General features: G+C 58.3%; 15 protein-coding genes. 5 read left to right on the top strand and 10 right to left on the bottom strand.

All coding sequences use genetic code 11. From position 1 onward, the window contains the following. Positions 1-7 precede the first annotated feature (7 nt). Complete coding sequence (locus tag ACFO3S_RS09950; RefSeq protein WP_378094924.1) at positions 8-670, top strand: DNA-binding response regulator; 663 nt, start codon at positions 8-10, stop codon at positions 668-670. A gap of 873 nt (positions 671-1,543) precedes the next feature. Here the strand turns inward: ACFO3S_RS09950 and ACFO3S_RS09945 are convergent. Genes ACFO3S_RS09945 through ACFO3S_RS09935 form a run of 3 tightly spaced genes read right to left on the bottom strand, consistent with a single transcriptional unit; the run spans position 1,544 to position 4,230 of the window. Next, a complete protein-coding gene (locus tag ACFO3S_RS09945; RefSeq protein WP_378094922.1) occupies positions 1,544-2,341 on the bottom strand; it encodes an ABC transporter permease in 798 nt (265 codons plus the stop codon). A 6-nt stretch (positions 2,342-2,347) separates the two neighbouring features. Then, positions 2,348-3,142, bottom strand: a complete 795-nt coding sequence (locus ACFO3S_RS09940; protein ID WP_378094920.1) for an ABC transporter permease — start codon at positions 3,140-3,142, stop codon at positions 2,348-2,350. Then, positions 3,139-4,230 carry an ABC transporter ATP-binding protein gene (locus ACFO3S_RS09935; protein WP_378094918.1) on the bottom strand — a complete coding sequence of 364 codons (1,092 nt, stop codon included), beginning with the start codon at positions 4,228-4,230 and terminating at the stop codon, positions 3,139-3,141. Before ACFO3S_RS09935 ends, ACFO3S_RS09940 begins: the two co-directional genes overlap by 4 nt. A 113-nt stretch (positions 4,231-4,343) precedes the next feature. On the opposite strand from ACFO3S_RS09935, the gene ACFO3S_RS09930 reads away from it, so the two are divergent. The 4 genes from ACFO3S_RS09930 (at position 4,344) to ACFO3S_RS09915 (ending at position 9,820) form a co-directional block, all read left to right on the top strand. Then, positions 4,344-5,378, top strand: a complete 1,035-nt coding sequence (locus ACFO3S_RS09930) for an LCP family protein (RefSeq protein ID WP_378094916.1) — start codon at positions 4,344-4,346, stop codon at positions 5,376-5,378. Between the two features lie 80 nt (positions 5,379-5,458). After that, the gene (locus ACFO3S_RS09925) at positions 5,459-6,781 is read left to right on the top strand and encodes a glutamate-1-semialdehyde 2,1-aminomutase (protein ID WP_378094914.1); all 1,323 of its coding nucleotides are present in this window, start codon (positions 5,459-5,461) and stop codon (positions 6,779-6,781) included. 186 nt (positions 6,782-6,967) lie between these two features. Then, positions 6,968-8,719 (top strand): stalk domain-containing protein, encoded by a 1,752-nt coding sequence (locus ACFO3S_RS09920; RefSeq protein WP_378094912.1) that lies wholly within the window; start codon positions 6,968-6,970, stop codon positions 8,717-8,719. Positions 8,720-8,938: 219 nt separating this feature from the next. Beyond that, entirely contained in the window at positions 8,939-9,820 is an 882-nt protein-coding gene (locus ACFO3S_RS09915) for a polysaccharide deacetylase family protein (protein WP_378094910.1), read from the top strand. Positions 9,821-9,882: 62 nt separating this feature from the next. On the opposite strand, the gene rpmG is transcribed toward ACFO3S_RS09915, so the two are convergent. From rpmG to ACFO3S_RS09880, 7 genes are all read right to left on the bottom strand, one after another. Next, the gene (gene rpmG / locus ACFO3S_RS09910; RefSeq protein WP_378094908.1) at positions 9,883-10,032 is read right to left on the bottom strand and encodes a 50S ribosomal protein L33; all 150 of its coding nucleotides are present in this window, start codon (positions 10,030-10,032) and stop codon (positions 9,883-9,885) included. Between the two features lie 28 nt (positions 10,033-10,060). Further along, positions 10,061-11,278 carry a GTP-binding protein gene (locus ACFO3S_RS09905; RefSeq protein WP_378094906.1) on the bottom strand — a complete coding sequence of 406 codons (1,218 nt, stop codon included), beginning with the start codon at positions 11,276-11,278 and terminating at the stop codon, positions 10,061-10,063. 18 nt (positions 11,279-11,296) lie between these two features. Beyond that, positions 11,297-12,448 carry a metal ABC transporter substrate-binding protein gene (locus tag ACFO3S_RS09900; RefSeq protein WP_378094904.1) on the bottom strand — a complete coding sequence of 384 codons (1,152 nt, stop codon included), beginning with the start codon at positions 12,446-12,448 and terminating at the stop codon, positions 11,297-11,299. Between the two features lie 6 nt (positions 12,449-12,454). Continuing rightward, the gene (locus ACFO3S_RS09895) at positions 12,455-13,261 is read right to left on the bottom strand and encodes a metal ABC transporter permease (RefSeq protein WP_378095040.1); all 807 of its coding nucleotides are present in this window, start codon (positions 13,259-13,261) and stop codon (positions 12,455-12,457) included. Positions 13,262-13,562: 301 nt separating this feature from the next. Further along, positions 13,563-14,426 (bottom strand): MurR/RpiR family transcriptional regulator, encoded by an 864-nt coding sequence (locus ACFO3S_RS09890; RefSeq protein ID WP_378094902.1) that lies wholly within the window; start codon positions 14,424-14,426, stop codon positions 13,563-13,565. 446 nt (positions 14,427-14,872) lie between these two features. Next, the gene (locus tag ACFO3S_RS09885) at positions 14,873-15,163 is read right to left on the bottom strand and encodes a hypothetical protein (RefSeq protein ID WP_378094900.1); all 291 of its coding nucleotides are present in this window, start codon (positions 15,161-15,163) and stop codon (positions 14,873-14,875) included. Positions 15,164-15,209: 46 nt separating this feature from the next. Beyond that, entirely contained in the window at positions 15,210-16,061 is an 852-nt protein-coding gene (locus tag ACFO3S_RS09880) for an inositol monophosphatase family protein (RefSeq protein ID WP_378094898.1), read from the bottom strand. Between the last annotated feature and the right edge of the window lie 8 nt (positions 16,062-16,069).

The raw sequence follows: 16,069 nt of genomic DNA, 5'->3' as shown, positions 1-16,069 counted from the left end.
GAATGAAGTGTTCGAACAGCATTACAAGCTCTGGATGGACGAACAGAAAATCGGCCGCAACGGCGAGGCGCTGCGCAAACTGGTTGAAGATCACGGCTATTCCGAGAAGCTTTTCCTTCAAGAGGTTTGGTGGCCGTTATTCCGCAGCTTCAATGGACTTCATGCGGAATACGAGGTGCCGAACGGCCGCAACGGCTCCTATTATCTCGATTTTGCTTATATTCGCCATCCGTACAAGATCGATTGGGAAATCGACGATTTCGGTTCGCACGCGAAAAACATGACCCGGCGCGAATTCGAATACGAACGGGACAGGCAGAATCAGCTCGTGCACGACGGCTGGCTCGTATTCCGGTTTTCCCTTGACGCCGTCAAAGAACGTCCTCACCGGTGCCGGCAGACGATCCTGCAAATCATCGGCAAATTGTACGGCGGCGTTCGCGAAGATCTTGCGGGTCTCTCTCTGAAGAAGAAGGAGATCCTGCGATTAGCCCTATATACGCGAAACCCAATCACGCCTTCAGAAGTGCGCCAGCGACTTGGCGTTTGCGTGCAACATGCACGCAAGCTGATGCATGAGCTCGTTAAAGATGAGCTGCTGCAGGCACATTCGGGCAAGATCCGCGTTCGCGCATACTCTCTCGGCCCGAAAGCCCCTCCCTGGATATAGCATAGCGTTACGGCATCGTCTTATTCGCAAGCGAACGCCTCACCCTACTGTGAATAAGACGACGCCATCGCTCTATTCCTCCCGTTTCCGGCATCTGGCGCCCTCTTCTGGACGAATAGCGTTACGGCATCGTCTTATTCGCAAGCGAACGCCTCATCCTCCGGCGAATAAGACGGCGCCATCGCTCTATTCCTCCCGTTTCCGGCATCCGCCGCCCTCTTCTGGACGAATAGCGTTACGGCATCGTCTTATTCGCAAGCGAACGCCTCATCCTAAGGCGAATAAGACGACGCCATCGCTCTATTCCTCCCGTTTCCGGCATCCGCCTCCCTCTTCTGGACGAATAGCGTTACGGCATCGTCTTATTCGCAAGCAAACACCTCATCCTCCGGCGAATAAGACGGCGCCATCGCTCTATTCCTCCCGTTGCCGGCATCCGCCGCCCTCTTATCGACCAATAGCGTTACGGCATCGTCTTATTCGCAAGCGAACGCCTCATCCTAAGGCGAATAAGACGACGCCATCGCTCTATTCCTCCCGTTGCCGGCACCCGCCGCCCATTTGCGAATGAGTAACGTTGCCTGTCCACTCCTCAGTCCGTTCGGACAGAGAATCTGCCAATTGTGCACAAAACCGGGTTTCGCGAACCTGCGTGGACTCAGGATCCGTTACTTGACTCTGAGATAACGATCTCGATCTCATGGATCCTCGAAGATAACGGATCATTGAAATAACGGGTCCTCTGTCCGGAACGTCAGCAAAATGCGGTATTTTCGGCAAAATAGCGTCTGCTGAGTCCGATAGCGGAAGAGCAATCGGACGAAGGGCCACTCCCCGATGGCTGCCGCAGGACCCGCTCGAAGCGGTCGTCCCCTAACTCCCCGCCCCCCGATACCGCTTCACGCCGTAGTTCCAGAATGCGACGCCGAGCGTCAGGAAGACGAGGCCGACGACGGGGGTCAGCCAAGGCATCCACCATTCCTCCAGCCGGCCGAGGAAGAACGACGCGGGATAGACGCCTACGAAAGCGAACGGAAGCAGCCACGTCAGCAGAAACTTGATCGTCTTATTGTAGATTTCCACCGGATAGCGCCCGTAGTTCTGAATGTTGTAGATCAGCGGTCCGATCCCCGTCGGCGCGTCCGAATAGAACGAGATGGCCGCCATCGCCGTGTAGATGCCCATATAGATGAAACAAGAGCCTGCCACCATGACGATCAGCACGAGCGGATCGTACCAGTGGAACGGCAGGCCGAGCGTCGCCCACGACGAGATCAGAATGGCGAGGCCGACCAAGGCGCCGAACATCGCGGGCGGATCCATGTTCTCCAGCATGACCTGAGTCAAGGAATGCGCCGGACGGGTCAGCACCCGATCCATCTCTCCTTTGACGATATACCGCTCGCTGAAATTCCACGCGCTGAAGAATGTCGAGAACACGCCGGAGGCGATCATGAAATAGCCGTAGACGAACACGACCTCCGCCTCGCTCCAGCCCGCCAGCGACGGAGTATGCATGAACACGATGAAGATGAAGACGAGGTTAAGCCCGTTAAACAGCAGATCCGACAGCACCTCGACCCAGAAATCCGCGCGGTAGCTCAGCTTCGTCTTCAAGTAGTTGGCCAGATAATCCCGGTACAAGCCCAATGTAAACGCGAATCGGCTCATTTTTCCTCACCCTCCTTGCACGAACAATCGGCGCCGCGCCGCGCGCCACACCATCATAATCGGAACGATCAGCACGACCGTCCACGCGACCTGAACGAGCAGCGCGTCCCACACGCCCGCCCCCTGGATGCGTCCGGTGAACACCGAGCCCGGCAAATACGTAATCGCCTGAAAGGGCAGCCAGTTCATGACCGATATCGCCCACCCCGGGAAAAAGGCGATCGGAACGACGACGCCGGACAGCAGGTCGACCATAATTCTTTTCATCGTCATGAGGCCCTGATTGTTCTCGAAGAAAAACGCGCCCAAGCCGGTTAAAATGTTCAACTGCGTATTAATCAGAAAGCTGAACCAGATCATGACGAAAAAGACGATCCACTGCATCGGATCGGTCGGCAGCTCCAGCGGAAAAATAAACGAGACGACGATCATCCCCGGAACCATGAACAGCAGCAGGCGGAACAGCCCTTCTCCGAAGCCCTGCATCATTTTCACGAACAAGTAGGAATACGGCCGGATAATCTGGATCGCCACGCTGCCGTCGACGATCTCGTTCGAGATCTCCCGGTCCAGATTGTTGAAGTAGAAAGCCCGCGCCATCCAAGACACGGCCACGTAGGTGGACATCTGAATGACGGTGAACCCCTGCAGCGTCTCCGCCTCGCCGAAAATCGCCTGCCACAGAAAATAATACGCCCCGATATTTATCGCGTAGATGACGATGCCGCTGTAATAGTTGACGCGGTAGGCGAGCATCATCAGAAACCGGATGCGGACGAAATCCAAGTACATGCTGATCATCTTGCCGCTCCCGCCCCCGTCTTCTCCCGCTCCTTCTCCGCGGCAGCCGCTTCTTCCTCGCCGGTCAGGGCGGACAAGTCGCGCGGCGCATCGGCGCTTCCGGACTGATAAATCTCGCGGACGATCTCGTCGGTGTTCGTCTCGAAAATCTTGATGTCGCTAATGTCGAGCCGACCGACGACGCGGGACAGCACGTCCGACACGTTCATCTCGCGGGGAATCCACACTTTGGCGGTCAAGTCGTTGTCCAGCGACCAGCGCACCTCGAGCTCTCCCGTCAGCGCCGACACCTTCGCCAGCGTCACCGGGTCGGTAAACTGGAACTGAACCTCGCGTCCCTTGCCCCAGCGGGATTTCAGCTCCTCCAGCCCGCCGTCGTAGATAATTCGTCCGTCGTCCAGCATAATGACGCGCGAGCAGAGCGCTTCGATGTCCTGCAGGTCGTGCGTCGTCAGCAGAATCGTCGTGCCCTGTTCGCGGTTAAGCCTCTTCAGAAACTCGCGGATTTCCGTCTTCACGACGATGTCGAGGCCGATCGTAGGCTCGTCCAGAAACAGAATCGAAGGGTTATGCAGCAGCGCCGCCACCAGCTCGCAGCGCATCCGCTGGCCGAGGCTCAGCTTGCGCACCGGCCGGTTGAGCAGCTCCTGCAGCTGCAGCGTCTCCACCAGCTCGTCGAGCCTTTTGCGGAAATCCGTCTCGTCCACCCGATATACTTTGCGAAGCAGCCGGAACGATTCGATGACCCCGATATCCCACCACAGCTGGCTTCTCTGCCCGAACACGACGCCGATGCCCTGAACGAACCTCTCCCGCTCCTTGTAGGGAACGAAGCCGTTGACGAGCAGCTTGCCGGAGGTCGGCACGAGAATGCCCGTCAGCATCTTGATCGTCGTCGACTTGCCTGCGCCGTTCTCGCCGATATAGCCGCAGATTTCCCCCTGGGGAATTTGAAAGCTGATATCCTTGACCGCCGTCACTTCGATATGCTCTCTCTTGAACAGATCCTGGAGAGCCCCCTTGAGGCCTTCGCGGTTTTTCTGAACTTTGAACTGCTTGCGCAGCTGGTGCACGTCTATCGCTAACATGATGAACCTCCTGTGATCAAGTCGAGTTCATTAGGTTTTTTACATAAACTTGCGTATGCCGCTACCGAAACTTTATAATTTTAACATACTGCCAACTGAGAGGATACATTGCAATGAGTAAAAAGTGGAAGATTACGCTATTCTCTATATTGAGTCTGGCCTTTATTTTTATATGCCTGGTAGGCTGGTGGGTCTGGTCGAGCTATGCGCAAATCGAGAACGCCCAGAAGCCGAAAGAGGAGTCGAGGTTCGGGCAATTCGAGGAGAAGGAGGAGTACAAGCCGCCCGAGTGGGAAGGCACTGAGCGAGTGAACATTCTGCTCATGGGCGGGGACGACAGAGGCTTGAGGGAGGGCGAGGTTCCCCGTTCCGATACGATGCTCGTCGCTTCCTTCGATCCCGTGACGAAGAAGATTCATTTGTTCTCCGTGCTGCGGGATACCCGCGTGGAAATTCCCGGCTACCGGGACAATCGCGCCAATACCGCCCTCTCGCTCGGAGGACCCGACCTGGCGATGAAGACGATCGGCAATCTGATGGGGCTTGAGGTCCAGTATTACGTATACGCCGATTTCCAGGGCTTCATCAAGCTGGTGGACGCGCTGGGAGGAGTCGATTTTTACGTGGAAAAGGATATGAAGTGGACGGACAATGCGGACGGCAACCGGTACGATATCGATCTGAAGAAGGGTCAGCAGCATCTTGACGGCGAGAAGGCGCTCCAATACGTGCGCTTCCGGCACGACAAGCTGTCGGACTTCACCCGCACCGAGCGCCAGCGCGAATTTCTGAAGGCGGTGGCGGCCAAGCTGAAGAACGGCTGGAACCTCATCAAGCTGCCGGACATTCTCGGCGAGGTCGTTCCGTTCGTGGAGACGAACTTGTCGACGAACGATATGCTGAAGCTGGCGACGCTCGGGTACAACTCGCATCAGGCCGGCTCCGCCCAGATTCCTCCGATGGAGCTCGTCTACGACGAGAATGTGGGAGGCTCGGCGATGCTGGGAATCCGGGACCGCGACAAGCTGAAGGAATACGTTCAGGAAGTGCTGGCGTCGGACGACTCGGCTCCGGAGACCCCGGACTCGTCGGACCCGTCGGACCCGTCGGAGCCGTCGGCCTCCTCGGGCGCTGAGGCGTCGCCGTAACGGCACGGCCGCATCTTTCGGATAAGAATACGAGACGGCCTGCCGACCGGCAGGCCGTCTCCGTTGGAGGGTGAAGGGATATGAAGGAAAGAGTTCGTTCGGCGCAGCTGTACGAGGAAGCTCAGCGCCATATCGTCGGAGGGGTGAACAGCCCTTCCCGTTCTTTCAAGGCGGTCGGCGGGGGCGCGCCCGTATTCATGGAACGCGCCGAGGGCGCATATTTCTGGGACGTGGACGGCAACCGGTACATCGATTATCTGGCCGCGTTCGGTCCGATCATTACGGGCCACGCCCATCCGCGGGTGAGCGAGGCGATCGTCCGGGCGGCGCAGAACGGCACGCTGTACGGCACGGCGACGGAGCACGAGATCCGGCTTGCCGAGGCATTGAAGGCCGCGATTCCGTCGATGGACAAGGTGCGCTTCGTCAACTCCGGCACGGAGGCGGTCATGACGACGATCCGCGTCGCCCGGGCGTTCACCGGCCGCAACAAAATCATCAAGTTCGCCGGATGCTACCATGGTCATGCCGATCTGGTGCTCGTCGCCGCCGGCTCCGGGCCGTCGACGCTCGGCATTCCCGACAGCGCGGGCATTCCTCCCAGCATCGCGAGCGAGGTCATTACCGTGCCGTTTAACGAGCTGGAAGGGCTGCGCGCCGCGCTGGAGCATTGGAGAGACCAGGTGGCCGCGGTTATGGTCGAGCCGATCGTCGGCAACTTCGGCATGGTCATGCCGAAGCCAGGCTTCCTCGAGGGACTGTGCCGGATGGCCCGGGACGCGGGAGCGCTCGTCATCTACGACGAGGTCATCAGCGCGTTCCGGTTCCACTACGGCTCGGCTCAGACGTTCCCGGCGTTCGCGGATCAAGAGGCGATCCGGCCGGACTTGACCGCCCTCGGCAAAATCATCGGCGGCGGCCTGCCGATCGGCGCCTACGGGGGACGCGCCGACCTGATGGAGATGATCGCGCCGCTGGGCCCCGCCTATCAGGCGGGCACGATGGCCGGCAACCCGGCGTCGGTGCTGGCCGGACTGGCCTGCCTGGAGGTGCTGCGAGAGCCGGGCGTCTACGCGCGCATGGAGGCGCAGGCCGCGCGGCTGTGCGCCGGGCTGCAGAGCTTGGCCGACAGGCACGGCGTGCCGCTGACGATCAATCGGATCGTCGGAGCGTTCTCGACGCATTTCTGCGCCGGGCCGGTTACGAATTACGAGGAGGCGCAGCGCTCCGACGGCGAGCGATTCGGCCGCTTCTTCCGGCTCATGCTGGAGCGCGGCGTCTACCTCGCCCCGTCCAAGTACGAGGCCTGGTTCCTGACGACCGCCCACGCCGACGCCGACATCGACGCCACCTTGGCCGCCGCCGAGGAGGCGTTCCGCGAGATGGCCCGCGATTCGGATTAGCCCAAGCTTCCGGAAGCCTTCCCTCGAATCGGGAACGGCTTCTTTTTTCTGCCTTTCCCGAAATCGATTTCCAGTCGCCCCTATGCCAAAATAACGCAACATTTTACATTCGTTTGCGTTAATTAGTTCGTGTCTTCATTCAGCGACTGCAAACTAAATCGAACCAGTTAAGGAGAGCTTTGCACAATGAGAAAATCCATCCAGAAACGACTGTTGAAGGTTGCCGTCGGCTCCATGCTTCTGGCCGTCCCTTTTCCCGCCGCTTCGGCGTTCGCGCAAGACGCCTCCAGGCACACCCTCCTGCTGAATCCAAACAGCGCGAGCATCCAGCATAACGGCCAAACGTCGAAGGCCGTTCAGCCGGTCACTTACAAGGGCGGGACCCACTACATTCCGCTGAGCACGTTCGCCGGATTATACGGCTACAGCGTCTCTTATGACGCCGCAACCAAGGAATCGGTCGTCTCGAAGGATGGCGCGGAAATCCGTTTTGCGGCGGGCACGGCTCGTTACACCTTGAACGGAGAAAAGCGCCTCGCCGCAGGCAAGCTGTTCACCCTGCAAGGCAGCATGATGGTGCCAATCCGCACTTGGTCGGAAATTACCGGCAGCTTGTTTGAAGTAAACGGGGCCTCGTTTTCTCTTTCCTGGAACGAAGAAGTGAAGGACGTGCCTCCGGTCGCAAAGTTTACCACGAACAAGACCGTCTACAAAATGGGAGAACCGATCGAATATTCCGATGAAAGCTACGACGAATACGGCCGGATCGTCAAGACGGAGTGGACGGGAAAGGAACGAGCCTTCTTCCGCCCCGGCGTGACGGAGATTACGTTGACGGTAACCAATCAATACGGCTTGACCGGCTCCTATACGCAGAACATCGAAATCACGGATGAAACGATGCACACCGAGGAGGAGTTCAACCGGCTGTTCACTCCGCCGGGCGACAAATTCCCGATCGTCGGCCAATCCGTGCTTCGGATGGCGCAAGTGCCGTACACGATCGAATCCCAGCCGATGCAGCTGATTCGCAGCAACAGCCCGGAATATTTCCTGGAGGAGGGCATCGCCTATCGGGACAGCCTCTCCGGCAAGTTCCGAATCAATATCCATAACGGCAACCGCTCCGGCAAGGCGCTGACGATCTATCTGGTCGCCACCAATCATCAGAGCCATCCCGTCGCCTACAACATCAACGCGTTCGGCAAGGGAGGCCCGACGACCTATGTTTCCACGAGCGGCAAAAACGCCGTCGCCCGCTTCCTCGACGATACGGCCCACGGAACGCCGCGCGACAAGGTCGTGCTGCAGCCGGGCGAATCCGTCGTCGTCCTGCCGGAGGTCAGCCAAACGCCGCTGAAGCCGAACCTGATCATGACCTCCTACACCGAGATCGAGACCAGCGACGAGCTGCAGTTTACCGTTGCCGCGGTAGACGCGGAGGCGCATCCGGATCAGTCTATTTTCGAGATTCTCCCTCAGCTGAAGCTATTGGATCGCGACGGCCGCCATGTCCGCGGCACGTTCCAGGATGCCGACCGTTCGCTTGTGATTGACGGGACGCTCGGTCACGAGGAGCAGCGGATCACGATCGGCGATTATAACGACAGCTTCCTTGAGGGCGAAGACAAGCTGCTCGGCCAGCCTGAAACGAATAAAGGCAACACCGGCGTCCGCTACAAGCTACGGGTACAGGTGGCTCCTAATACGTTGATCGGGCTTAACGCGCGGGGCGGCCACTATGCGGGAGCGCTGCTGGTCAATGACCGCGTGGTGCAGACGGTAGAGAAGAGCATTCTGAAGGACCCCGACGAGCTGGGCGTCTTGTACCGCACCGGCCATACGGAGGAGACCGTCGATCTGACGCTGGTCATCGCGTCGGGCAGCAATCTCCCGATCAGCCTCGTGTTTATTCCACTGAACAAAACCGCGGAATAGGTGTGCCGCCCCGCATTCCATACTTGCAGAAAAGGTTCGTTGCGCAAGGGTCTCCGATCGTCGGAGGCTCTTGCGTTTTTTAATCGGCCCGCGCTTTCCGGATTGTCGCTGTTAAGAGATCTTTAAGGAATATTCCACCCATTTGATAAGGAACGGCGCTCTAATCCATTAAGGTTTCATTTCTATAATCCTTCTGAACAGAAGGAGGAGATTCAAGAAATGAACTTAAGCGAAAAAAAATGGACGACCGCGCTCGTCTGGGTGCTGCTTGCCGTCACGATCCTCAGCGCCTGCAGCAATGCCGAAGCTGAAGCCGAGCCTGTGGAGGAAGCGGTCTACTATAGCGATCAGGTCTCCGTCTTGATGTACCACGACCTTACGGAAGGCAAAACGACGAAAAATGCGCTCTCGGTGAAAGATTTCAAAAAACAGATGGAGCTGTTAAAAAGAAACGGCTTCCAGGTGATCGGCATGAAGGAATATTCCGAATTTATTCTAAATCAGGGGCCGGTGCCCGACAATGCGGTGCTCATTACTTTCGACGACGGATATGAAAGCTTCTACAAGCTGGCGTACCCGGTGCTGAAGGAATACGGCTATCCCGCGACCAACTTCGTCATCGTCAAGTATATCGATGAACGGATCGGCGCGCCGAAGATAACCTGGGATCAGATGCGCGAGATGCAGAAGGACGGCATGACCTTCTATTCGCATACTTACGATTCGCACGTCTATGTCGAAGAGAACGGTCAGGGCGGCAAGAAGCCGGCGCTTACGGCGCGGAAGTATCTGATCGAGGAAAAGCGTCAGGAGACGCTGGAGGAGGCCCGGCAGCGGATTTCCGAGGATCTGGCGAAAGCGGAGGAACGGTTAAAAGACGAGCTCGGCAACGCCGACAGCATCCTCTCCTTCCCTTACGGCGCCTTTAACGACACGGTCCTAGACGTCATGCAATCGCTCGACATTCAGCTCTCCTTCACGGTCAGGAAGGGCATCAACTCCCGTGCGGATGCGAACAGCTACCGAATCAACGGCGCCAACGCCAAGGAGAGCCCGAAGACGGTGATCGACCATCTGAAGAAGCTGCAGGATCACTCTTGAGAAGCCATAAACGGAGCGGAGGCGCCCACCCAAGGACACCCCCGCTCCGTTATGCGCTCCGGCTATCTGACTTCCCGATGGATCGTATGCTTCTTGAGCCGCGGGCTATATTTTCTAAGCTCCAGCCGCGACGGATGCGTCCTCTTGTTCTTCGATACGGTATAGTTGCGATCGCCGCATTCGGTGCAGGCCAGCGTTACGATGACTCTCATCGCTTTTATTCCCCTTTCGTTAGTTAGGTTATCCCTGCAGCTGCTCCTCCATCTGCTCCGCCGCCCCGTTCGGGAAACGATCCGGGAACGCCGTCCATTCCATCGTGAGCTCCTCGTCCGTCAGCAAGCAGGCGTCCAGCTCGCCTGTAAGCTGCCCCCGGTTCATCTCAATGCCGATAAAGACGACTTTATTGATCCTGTCTCCGTAAAGCGGATGCCAATGCTCGGCGACCGTCGGCTCCTCCCGCAGAATCGAATCCTTCTGCGCTTCCGGTAGCGCAGCTACCCAATAGCCGGCAGGGCCGAATTGAATCGAAGGCCCGGCCTGGCTGAAGCTTTGCGCCATTTCGTTGCGGGTGGCGAGCCAGACGATGCCCTTGGCGCGCACGACCTCCGCCGGCCATTCGCTCATCCAGTTCATCAGACGCTCCGGGTGGAAGGGACGAGCCCTCTCGTATACGAACGAAGCGATGCCGTATTCCTCCGTCTCCGGAACGTGGTAGTCCTTCTCCATCTCCTGTATCCAGCCGGCCGACCGGCTGGCCGCCTCGAAGTCGAACAGCCCGGTGTTCAGAATGTCCGACGGCTCGATCCGCCCGTATTCGGACCTGATTAGCTTGGCGCGTGGCTGCAGCGCCCGAAGCACCTTCTCCAACTCGTCCAGCTCCTGCGCGCCCACCCTGTCGCATTTGTTCAGGATGAGCACGTCGCAGAATTCGATCTGATCGATCAGCAGGTCGACGACTTCTCTCGTGTCGTTCTCCCCGACCTCCTGCTTGCGATCCATCAGCGTTTCCCCCGACGAGAAGTCCTTCCAGAACCGATAGGCGTCCACGACCGTCACCATGCAATCGAGCCGGCAAAACTTCGTCAGATCGATGCCCAGTTCCTCGTCGATATAGGAGAAGGTCTGGGCGACAGGTACCGGCTCTCCGATTCCCGTGGATTCGATCAGAATGTAATCGAAGCGGCCATCCTTCGCCAGACGCTCCACTTCCTTCAGCAAATCCTCGCGCAGCGTGCAGCAGATGCAGCCGTTGGACATCTCCACCAGCTTCTCCTCCGTGCGGGACAGCCCGCCCCCGTCCTTGATCAGGTCGGCGTCGATATTGACCTCTCCCAGATCGTTCACGATGACCGCCACTTTCAAGCCTTCCCGGTTGTTCAGCACATGGTTCAGGATCGTCGTCTTGCCCGCCCCCAAATATCCGCTTAGTACGGTGACAGGCAGTTTGTTTTCACTCATCTTCTGGTCTCCTTGCTCTTAATTTGCGTCTTTCAACGATTTCGCCAATGCCGCTAGATTGTTCGACATGATCCCGATATAGTCCAGTCCCGCCGCGATATCTTCCTTCGTAAGTCCTTCAATCGGATTCAAGACGTCGGTCTCGGCGCCAATCTCGTCGGCGATCGTCCGGGCGATCTTCGGATCCACTAACGTCTCGAAGAAAATCGTCGTCACGCCGTGCTCCTTGGCCAATTCCACGACCTCCGCCATCTTCTCCGGCGAAGGCTCCTGCTCCGGCGACAAACCCGCGATCGGAATTTGCGTCAACCCGTAAGCCTTCGCCAAATATCCGAACGCCGCGTGCTGGGTGACGAACACCTTCCTTTTCGCGCCGCTCAGCTCTTCCTTGAACTTCCGGTCAAGCTCCTGAAGCTTGGCGACGTAGGCGTCCGCGTTCGCCCGGTAATCGTCCTTATGCTCGGGATCGGCCTGTTCCAGCGCCGCCTGGATGTTCCGCACCTGCTGCTGCGCCAGCAGCGGATCCAACCATACGTGAGGGTCCAGCTCGTGGCTATGCTCGTGTCCATGCTCGTCCTCGTGCCCGTGCTCGTCCTCGTGCCCGTGCTCTTCCTCATGCCCGTGCTCTTCCTCATGCCCGTGCTCGTCCTCGTGTCCGTGCTCGTCCTCGTGCCCGTGCTCGTCTTCGTGTCCGTGTCCGTGCTCGTCTTCGTGTCCGTGACCGTGATCGTGACTATGCGTCCCTTCTATTAGAGCAATGCCCTCGATCGCTTTCACGTCGATCCGTTTGTCGTTCTTGACGCTGTCGAGCGTCTGCTCCACCCATTCTTCGACCACACCGTTGTAGACGAAGACGTCCGCCTCCTGAATCGCTGCGACATCCTTCGGAGTCGGCTCCCAGTCGTGAGGCTCGGTTCCGGACGGAACCAGGTCGACGACGACCGCATGATCTCCCGCCACTTGACGAGAAAACTCGGCCATCGGATAGAAGGACGCGACGATCCGCAGCTTATCCTTGCCCTCCGGACTTCCGCTCGCCGTACTTTCGTTCACCGCGCTTTCTCCGGCCGGGCTCCCGCTCGCCGGGGTCCCCCCTGTCGACTGTCCGCACCCTGCGGCCAGCAGCGCGGCAATCGCGATGCCGATCAATCCTTTATACCCTCTCTTCATTCCTTGTCATCCTCCTCGACTTTTTAATGTTGCGATCTTGACCGCCGCCTTTTTCAACGCGATGCCGCCCCCCAGAAAAGCAAGCAGCGTTAGCGCGATCGTTCCTCCGGGCGGCGTGCTGAGCGCATAGGAAGCGGATAATCCCGAGAAAACGCCGCTTACGCCAACCAAGATGGCCAGTCCTATGGCCGTATGGAAGCTCGGCGCGACCCGGACCGCTAGAGCTGCCGGAAGCACGATCAGGGACGACACGAGCAGCACGCCGACGATCGGCATCGCCGCCGCGACGATCATTCCCGTCATGGCGCTGAACAGAAGCGAGACGATCCGAACGGGGATGCCCCGGACCTGCGCCGTCTCCTCGTCGAAGGCCATCAGGTAAAGCGCCTTTCTGTATAAGTAGAAAAATACGCCGCCCACGGCCGCAACCACTGCGATCAAGCCGATCTCCGTCTGTCGTACGGCCAGGACGGACCCGAACAAGTAGGAGCTGAAGCTCCTTCCCACCCCGGGATTCAGCGACATCAGCACGACCGCCGTCGACAGGCCGCCGATCATAATAATCGCGACCGACACGTCGGAATACGACCGGTACGATCGCCTCACATATTCCGCGATGATCGCCCCGATCACCGCAACGACAAATCCGGCCAGCGCCGGACTGCCTCGCGCCAGCGCCCCCGCCGTCACCCCCGCCAGCGACACGTGCGACAGCATATCCGCCATCAGCGCCTGCCCTCTCAGCATCAGATAGACGCCCAGCACCGACGCGATCACCGCAATGGCACCTCCGGCCAGAAACGCCCTTTGCATAAAGTCGTAGTGAAGCACCGTCTTTTGCACCTCTCGTCGATCTAATCGTAATTATTACGGTAATGAAGCGAAAAAGGAACCGGACACAAGTCCGGTCTCGTTTATTAATCGTAACCATTACTATTTAAGGGTAGCAGGGCATTTCCCGGTTGTCAACCTCTCCTCCGAAAAGCTCCACTCTCTCTGTGAAGCGCACTATAAAGAGGAGACCGGGCGAACCGTTCCCCTCTCGTCATGGATACCGATAAGGCGCTTCGCAGATGAGGGGAACCTGCCGATAACCCCGGCGTTCTCCATCCGCTCACGCATTGCGCTTCGACAAGGCTACAGCTTTCCTCGTCGTCTCCAGCAGCCGGACGTTCGTTTCGTAGTTCAATTGAGCGATTCCGACAAACAAAATATCGACGACGTTTAATTGCGTCACGCGCGAAGCCATCGCCCCGCTCCGAATGCTCATCTCCATGGAACTCGTGAACAGGCGGACGTCCGCCAGATCGGAGATCGGATTGCTGCCGAATTTGGTCAGGGAGATGACGCACGCCCCGTTCTCCTTGGCGATCCGAAGCGAACGAACGACGTCCTCCGTCTGGCCGGAGTAGGAGATGCCGAATGCGACGTCCCCTTCCTTCAGAAGAGCGGCGCAGGCGGCTTGCGTATTGAAATCGTAGGCGGCCGTGCACCAGCGGGCCAGGCGGCTCAGCTTCTGCGTGAAGTTCTCCGCGATGACCGCCGACGCTCCGACGCCGAAAACGCAAATCTGTCTCGCCTCGCCCAGCTTGGCGATCGCCTTTCCCACCTCTTCGGCGGACAACACCGACAGCGTATCCTGAATCGACTGCATATTATTATGGGAGATGGAGTCGATCAAATTCGATATCATGCCGTTCAACTGGACTTCCTGATAGGCGTCCGTATCCATCGCCGAACGGGCCGTCTGGGCCAGATCGGCTACGATCCGCATTTTCAGTTCCTGGTAGCCCTTGAACCGGAGAGAACGCGAAAGCCGGACGATCGTCGCTTCGCTGACGCCCGTCGTTCGGGCCAGCTTCTGAACGGACATCCTTACAATTCGCTCCGGATGGTTCAGTATGTACTCCGCGACAATTTTTTCCTGGGGCTTAAGCTGCGCAAGCGCCTCTTTAATGGTGACCAGTCCCCCGTGCACAAGCGATCCCACCTTCTTCGTCAATCTGGATGCGCGGCCGCAGCCTGCGGTGTCCGGGAGGTAACGCAACGTTCTTCCCGTTCGGCTTCTCCCGATCCTCTATAAAAACATTATAATGTTTGGGAAATAGAATGAAAGCCTCATTTGAGTCTTATTGAAACTTTTCTTCACCAAGCAAAAACGCCTTCGGCGTCCTCTAGACGCAGAATCGTGTTTTTGTCGGAGGTGATTCAGAAAAGGATAGCGAACTTTATACTTGCTGAATCACCAATCAAAAACGACTTCGGCGTCCTCAGGACGGTGAAGTCGTTGTGTCGGAGACGATTCAGATAAGAGTAGCGTATTTTATACTTGCTGAATCACAAAAAAAAGCCCTAGTCCGATCATTCTCGAACTAAGGCCGGTTGGCTCCTCGATAAAGCGGCTCTTCCGACGACCGACTCCGGTCAGATTTGATCTTTCCGGGCAACGTCGTGCCCGGCAGAACCCCCTTCATCCTTGCGAGATCGCTTGCGGGCGTCAGTTCCGACGTCATCGTACCTGTCGTCCACCTCCCGCGCGATCGCGCGGTACGCTTTCGTCTCCTCGACGATCGGATCGACGCTTGCTTGAATGCGTATTTCCCACTTCGGATGCAATCTTCTGGCGGCTCTGGCGCCCGCATCCTCTTCGTCCGCCTCCGCGGGCTCCTCGCTCAGCTTGCGCGCCAGCAGCTCTTCGGCCTCATCGCGATCCATATCGCTCGCCTCCCTTCGTTCCTAGGATGGTCGAAAGTTCATCGGCTCATGTGCGGGAGGCGGGATGCAGTTCGCTGCTCAGCTCGTCGTGAATCCATCCGTTCGTGGCGAGCACGTTGCGTACGCCAAGATGGTACGGCTCCTTCCGGAAATCGGACATGCGGCCGCCCGCCTCCTCGACGAGCAGCGAACCCGCCGCGATATCCCAAGCGCTCAGATTATGCTCCCAGAAGCCCGACAATCTGCCTGCGGCGACATAGGCGAGATGCAGCGCCGCAGAGCCTGCTACGCGAAGATTGCGAACCTTGGGCGCCACCGTCTGAATGTCCGCCAGATTCGCGGGCAGGGCCCCGGCCGGATCGGCCGGGAAACCGGTCGCGATCAGGCTCTGGCTCAGCGTCGTCTCTTGGGATACGCCGATCTTGCGGCCGTGCACGTACGCGCCCTTCCCCCGTTCGGCGACGAACAGCTCGTCCCGGGACGGATCGTAGACGACGCCGACGATGACCTGGCCCCGGTGAGCGAGCGCGATCGATACCGAATAGAACGGAAAGCCGTGCACGTAGTTCGTCGTCCCGTCCACCGGATCGACGATCCATAAATATTCGGCGTCCTTAACCTTCTCCAGCGCCTGGGCGGACGCTGCCGGCCCCGGCTCCACCCCTTCTTCCCCCAGAAAAGCATGGTTCGGAAAATGGGTCGCGATCAAATTCCGAATCATTCGCTCCGCGCCCTTATCCACTTCGGTAACCAGATCCTGGGCCGAATATTTCGTATCCAGCTGAGTAATATTTCCGCTCTTGCTTTTCATCCACTCCCCGGCTTTAGCCGCGCAATTGACGGCTACCGCGGTGAAGCTCTTGCCGCCGATGACGCTCTCCGGTTGATTGGCGTTCATGAATTCAT

Source organism: Cohnella hongkongensis, assembly GCF_042654645.1.
Taxonomy (GTDB): Bacteria; Bacillota; Bacilli; order Paenibacillales; family Paenibacillaceae; genus Cohnella; species Cohnella hongkongensis.
The sequence above is the reverse complement of the archived record's forward strand: the minus strand, read 5'-3'. Positions and strand labels throughout refer to the sequence as shown.

Bases quoted from the DNA above. Each gene is read 5' to 3' on its own strand.
- ACFO3S_RS09945 (WP_378094922.1), bottom strand. From the start codon at position 2,341: ATGAGCCGATTCGCGTTTACATTGGGCTTGTACCGGGATTATCTGGCC.
- ACFO3S_RS09940 (WP_378094920.1), bottom strand. From the start codon at position 3,142: ATGATCAGCATGTACTTGGATTTCGTCCGCATCCGGTTTCTGATGATG.
- ACFO3S_RS09935 (WP_378094918.1), bottom strand. From the start codon at position 4,230: ATGTTAGCGATAGACGTGCACCAGCTGCGCAAGCAGTTCAAAGTTCAG.
- ACFO3S_RS09930 (WP_378094916.1), top strand. From the start codon at position 4,344: ATGAGTAAAAAGTGGAAGATTACGCTATTCTCTATATTGAGTCTGGCC.
- ACFO3S_RS09925 (WP_378094914.1), top strand. From the start codon at position 5,459: ATGAAGGAAAGAGTTCGTTCGGCGCAGCTGTACGAGGAAGCTCAGCGC.
- ACFO3S_RS09920 (WP_378094912.1), top strand. From the start codon at position 6,968: ATGAGAAAATCCATCCAGAAACGACTGTTGAAGGTTGCCGTCGGCTCC.
- ACFO3S_RS09915 (WP_378094910.1), top strand. From the start codon at position 8,939: ATGAACTTAAGCGAAAAAAAATGGACGACCGCGCTCGTCTGGGTGCTG.
- rpmG (WP_378094908.1), bottom strand. From the start codon at position 10,032: ATGAGAGTCATCGTAACGCTGGCCTGCACCGAATGCGGCGATCGCAAC.
- ACFO3S_RS09905 (WP_378094906.1), bottom strand. From the start codon at position 11,278: ATGAGTGAAAACAAACTGCCTGTCACCGTACTAAGCGGATATTTGGGG.
- ACFO3S_RS09900 (WP_378094904.1), bottom strand. From the start codon at position 12,448: ATGAAGAGAGGGTATAAAGGATTGATCGGCATCGCGATTGCCGCGCTG.
- ACFO3S_RS09895 (WP_378095040.1), bottom strand. From the start codon at position 13,261: ATGCAAAGGGCGTTTCTGGCCGGAGGTGCCATTGCGGTGATCGCGTCG.
- ACFO3S_RS09885 (WP_378094900.1), bottom strand. From the start codon at position 15,163: ATGGATCGCGATGAGGCCGAAGAGCTGCTGGCGCGCAAGCTGAGCGAG.
- ACFO3S_RS09880 (WP_378094898.1), bottom strand. From the start codon at position 16,061: ATGAACGCCAATCAACCGGAGAGCGTCATCGGCGGCAAGAGCTTCACC.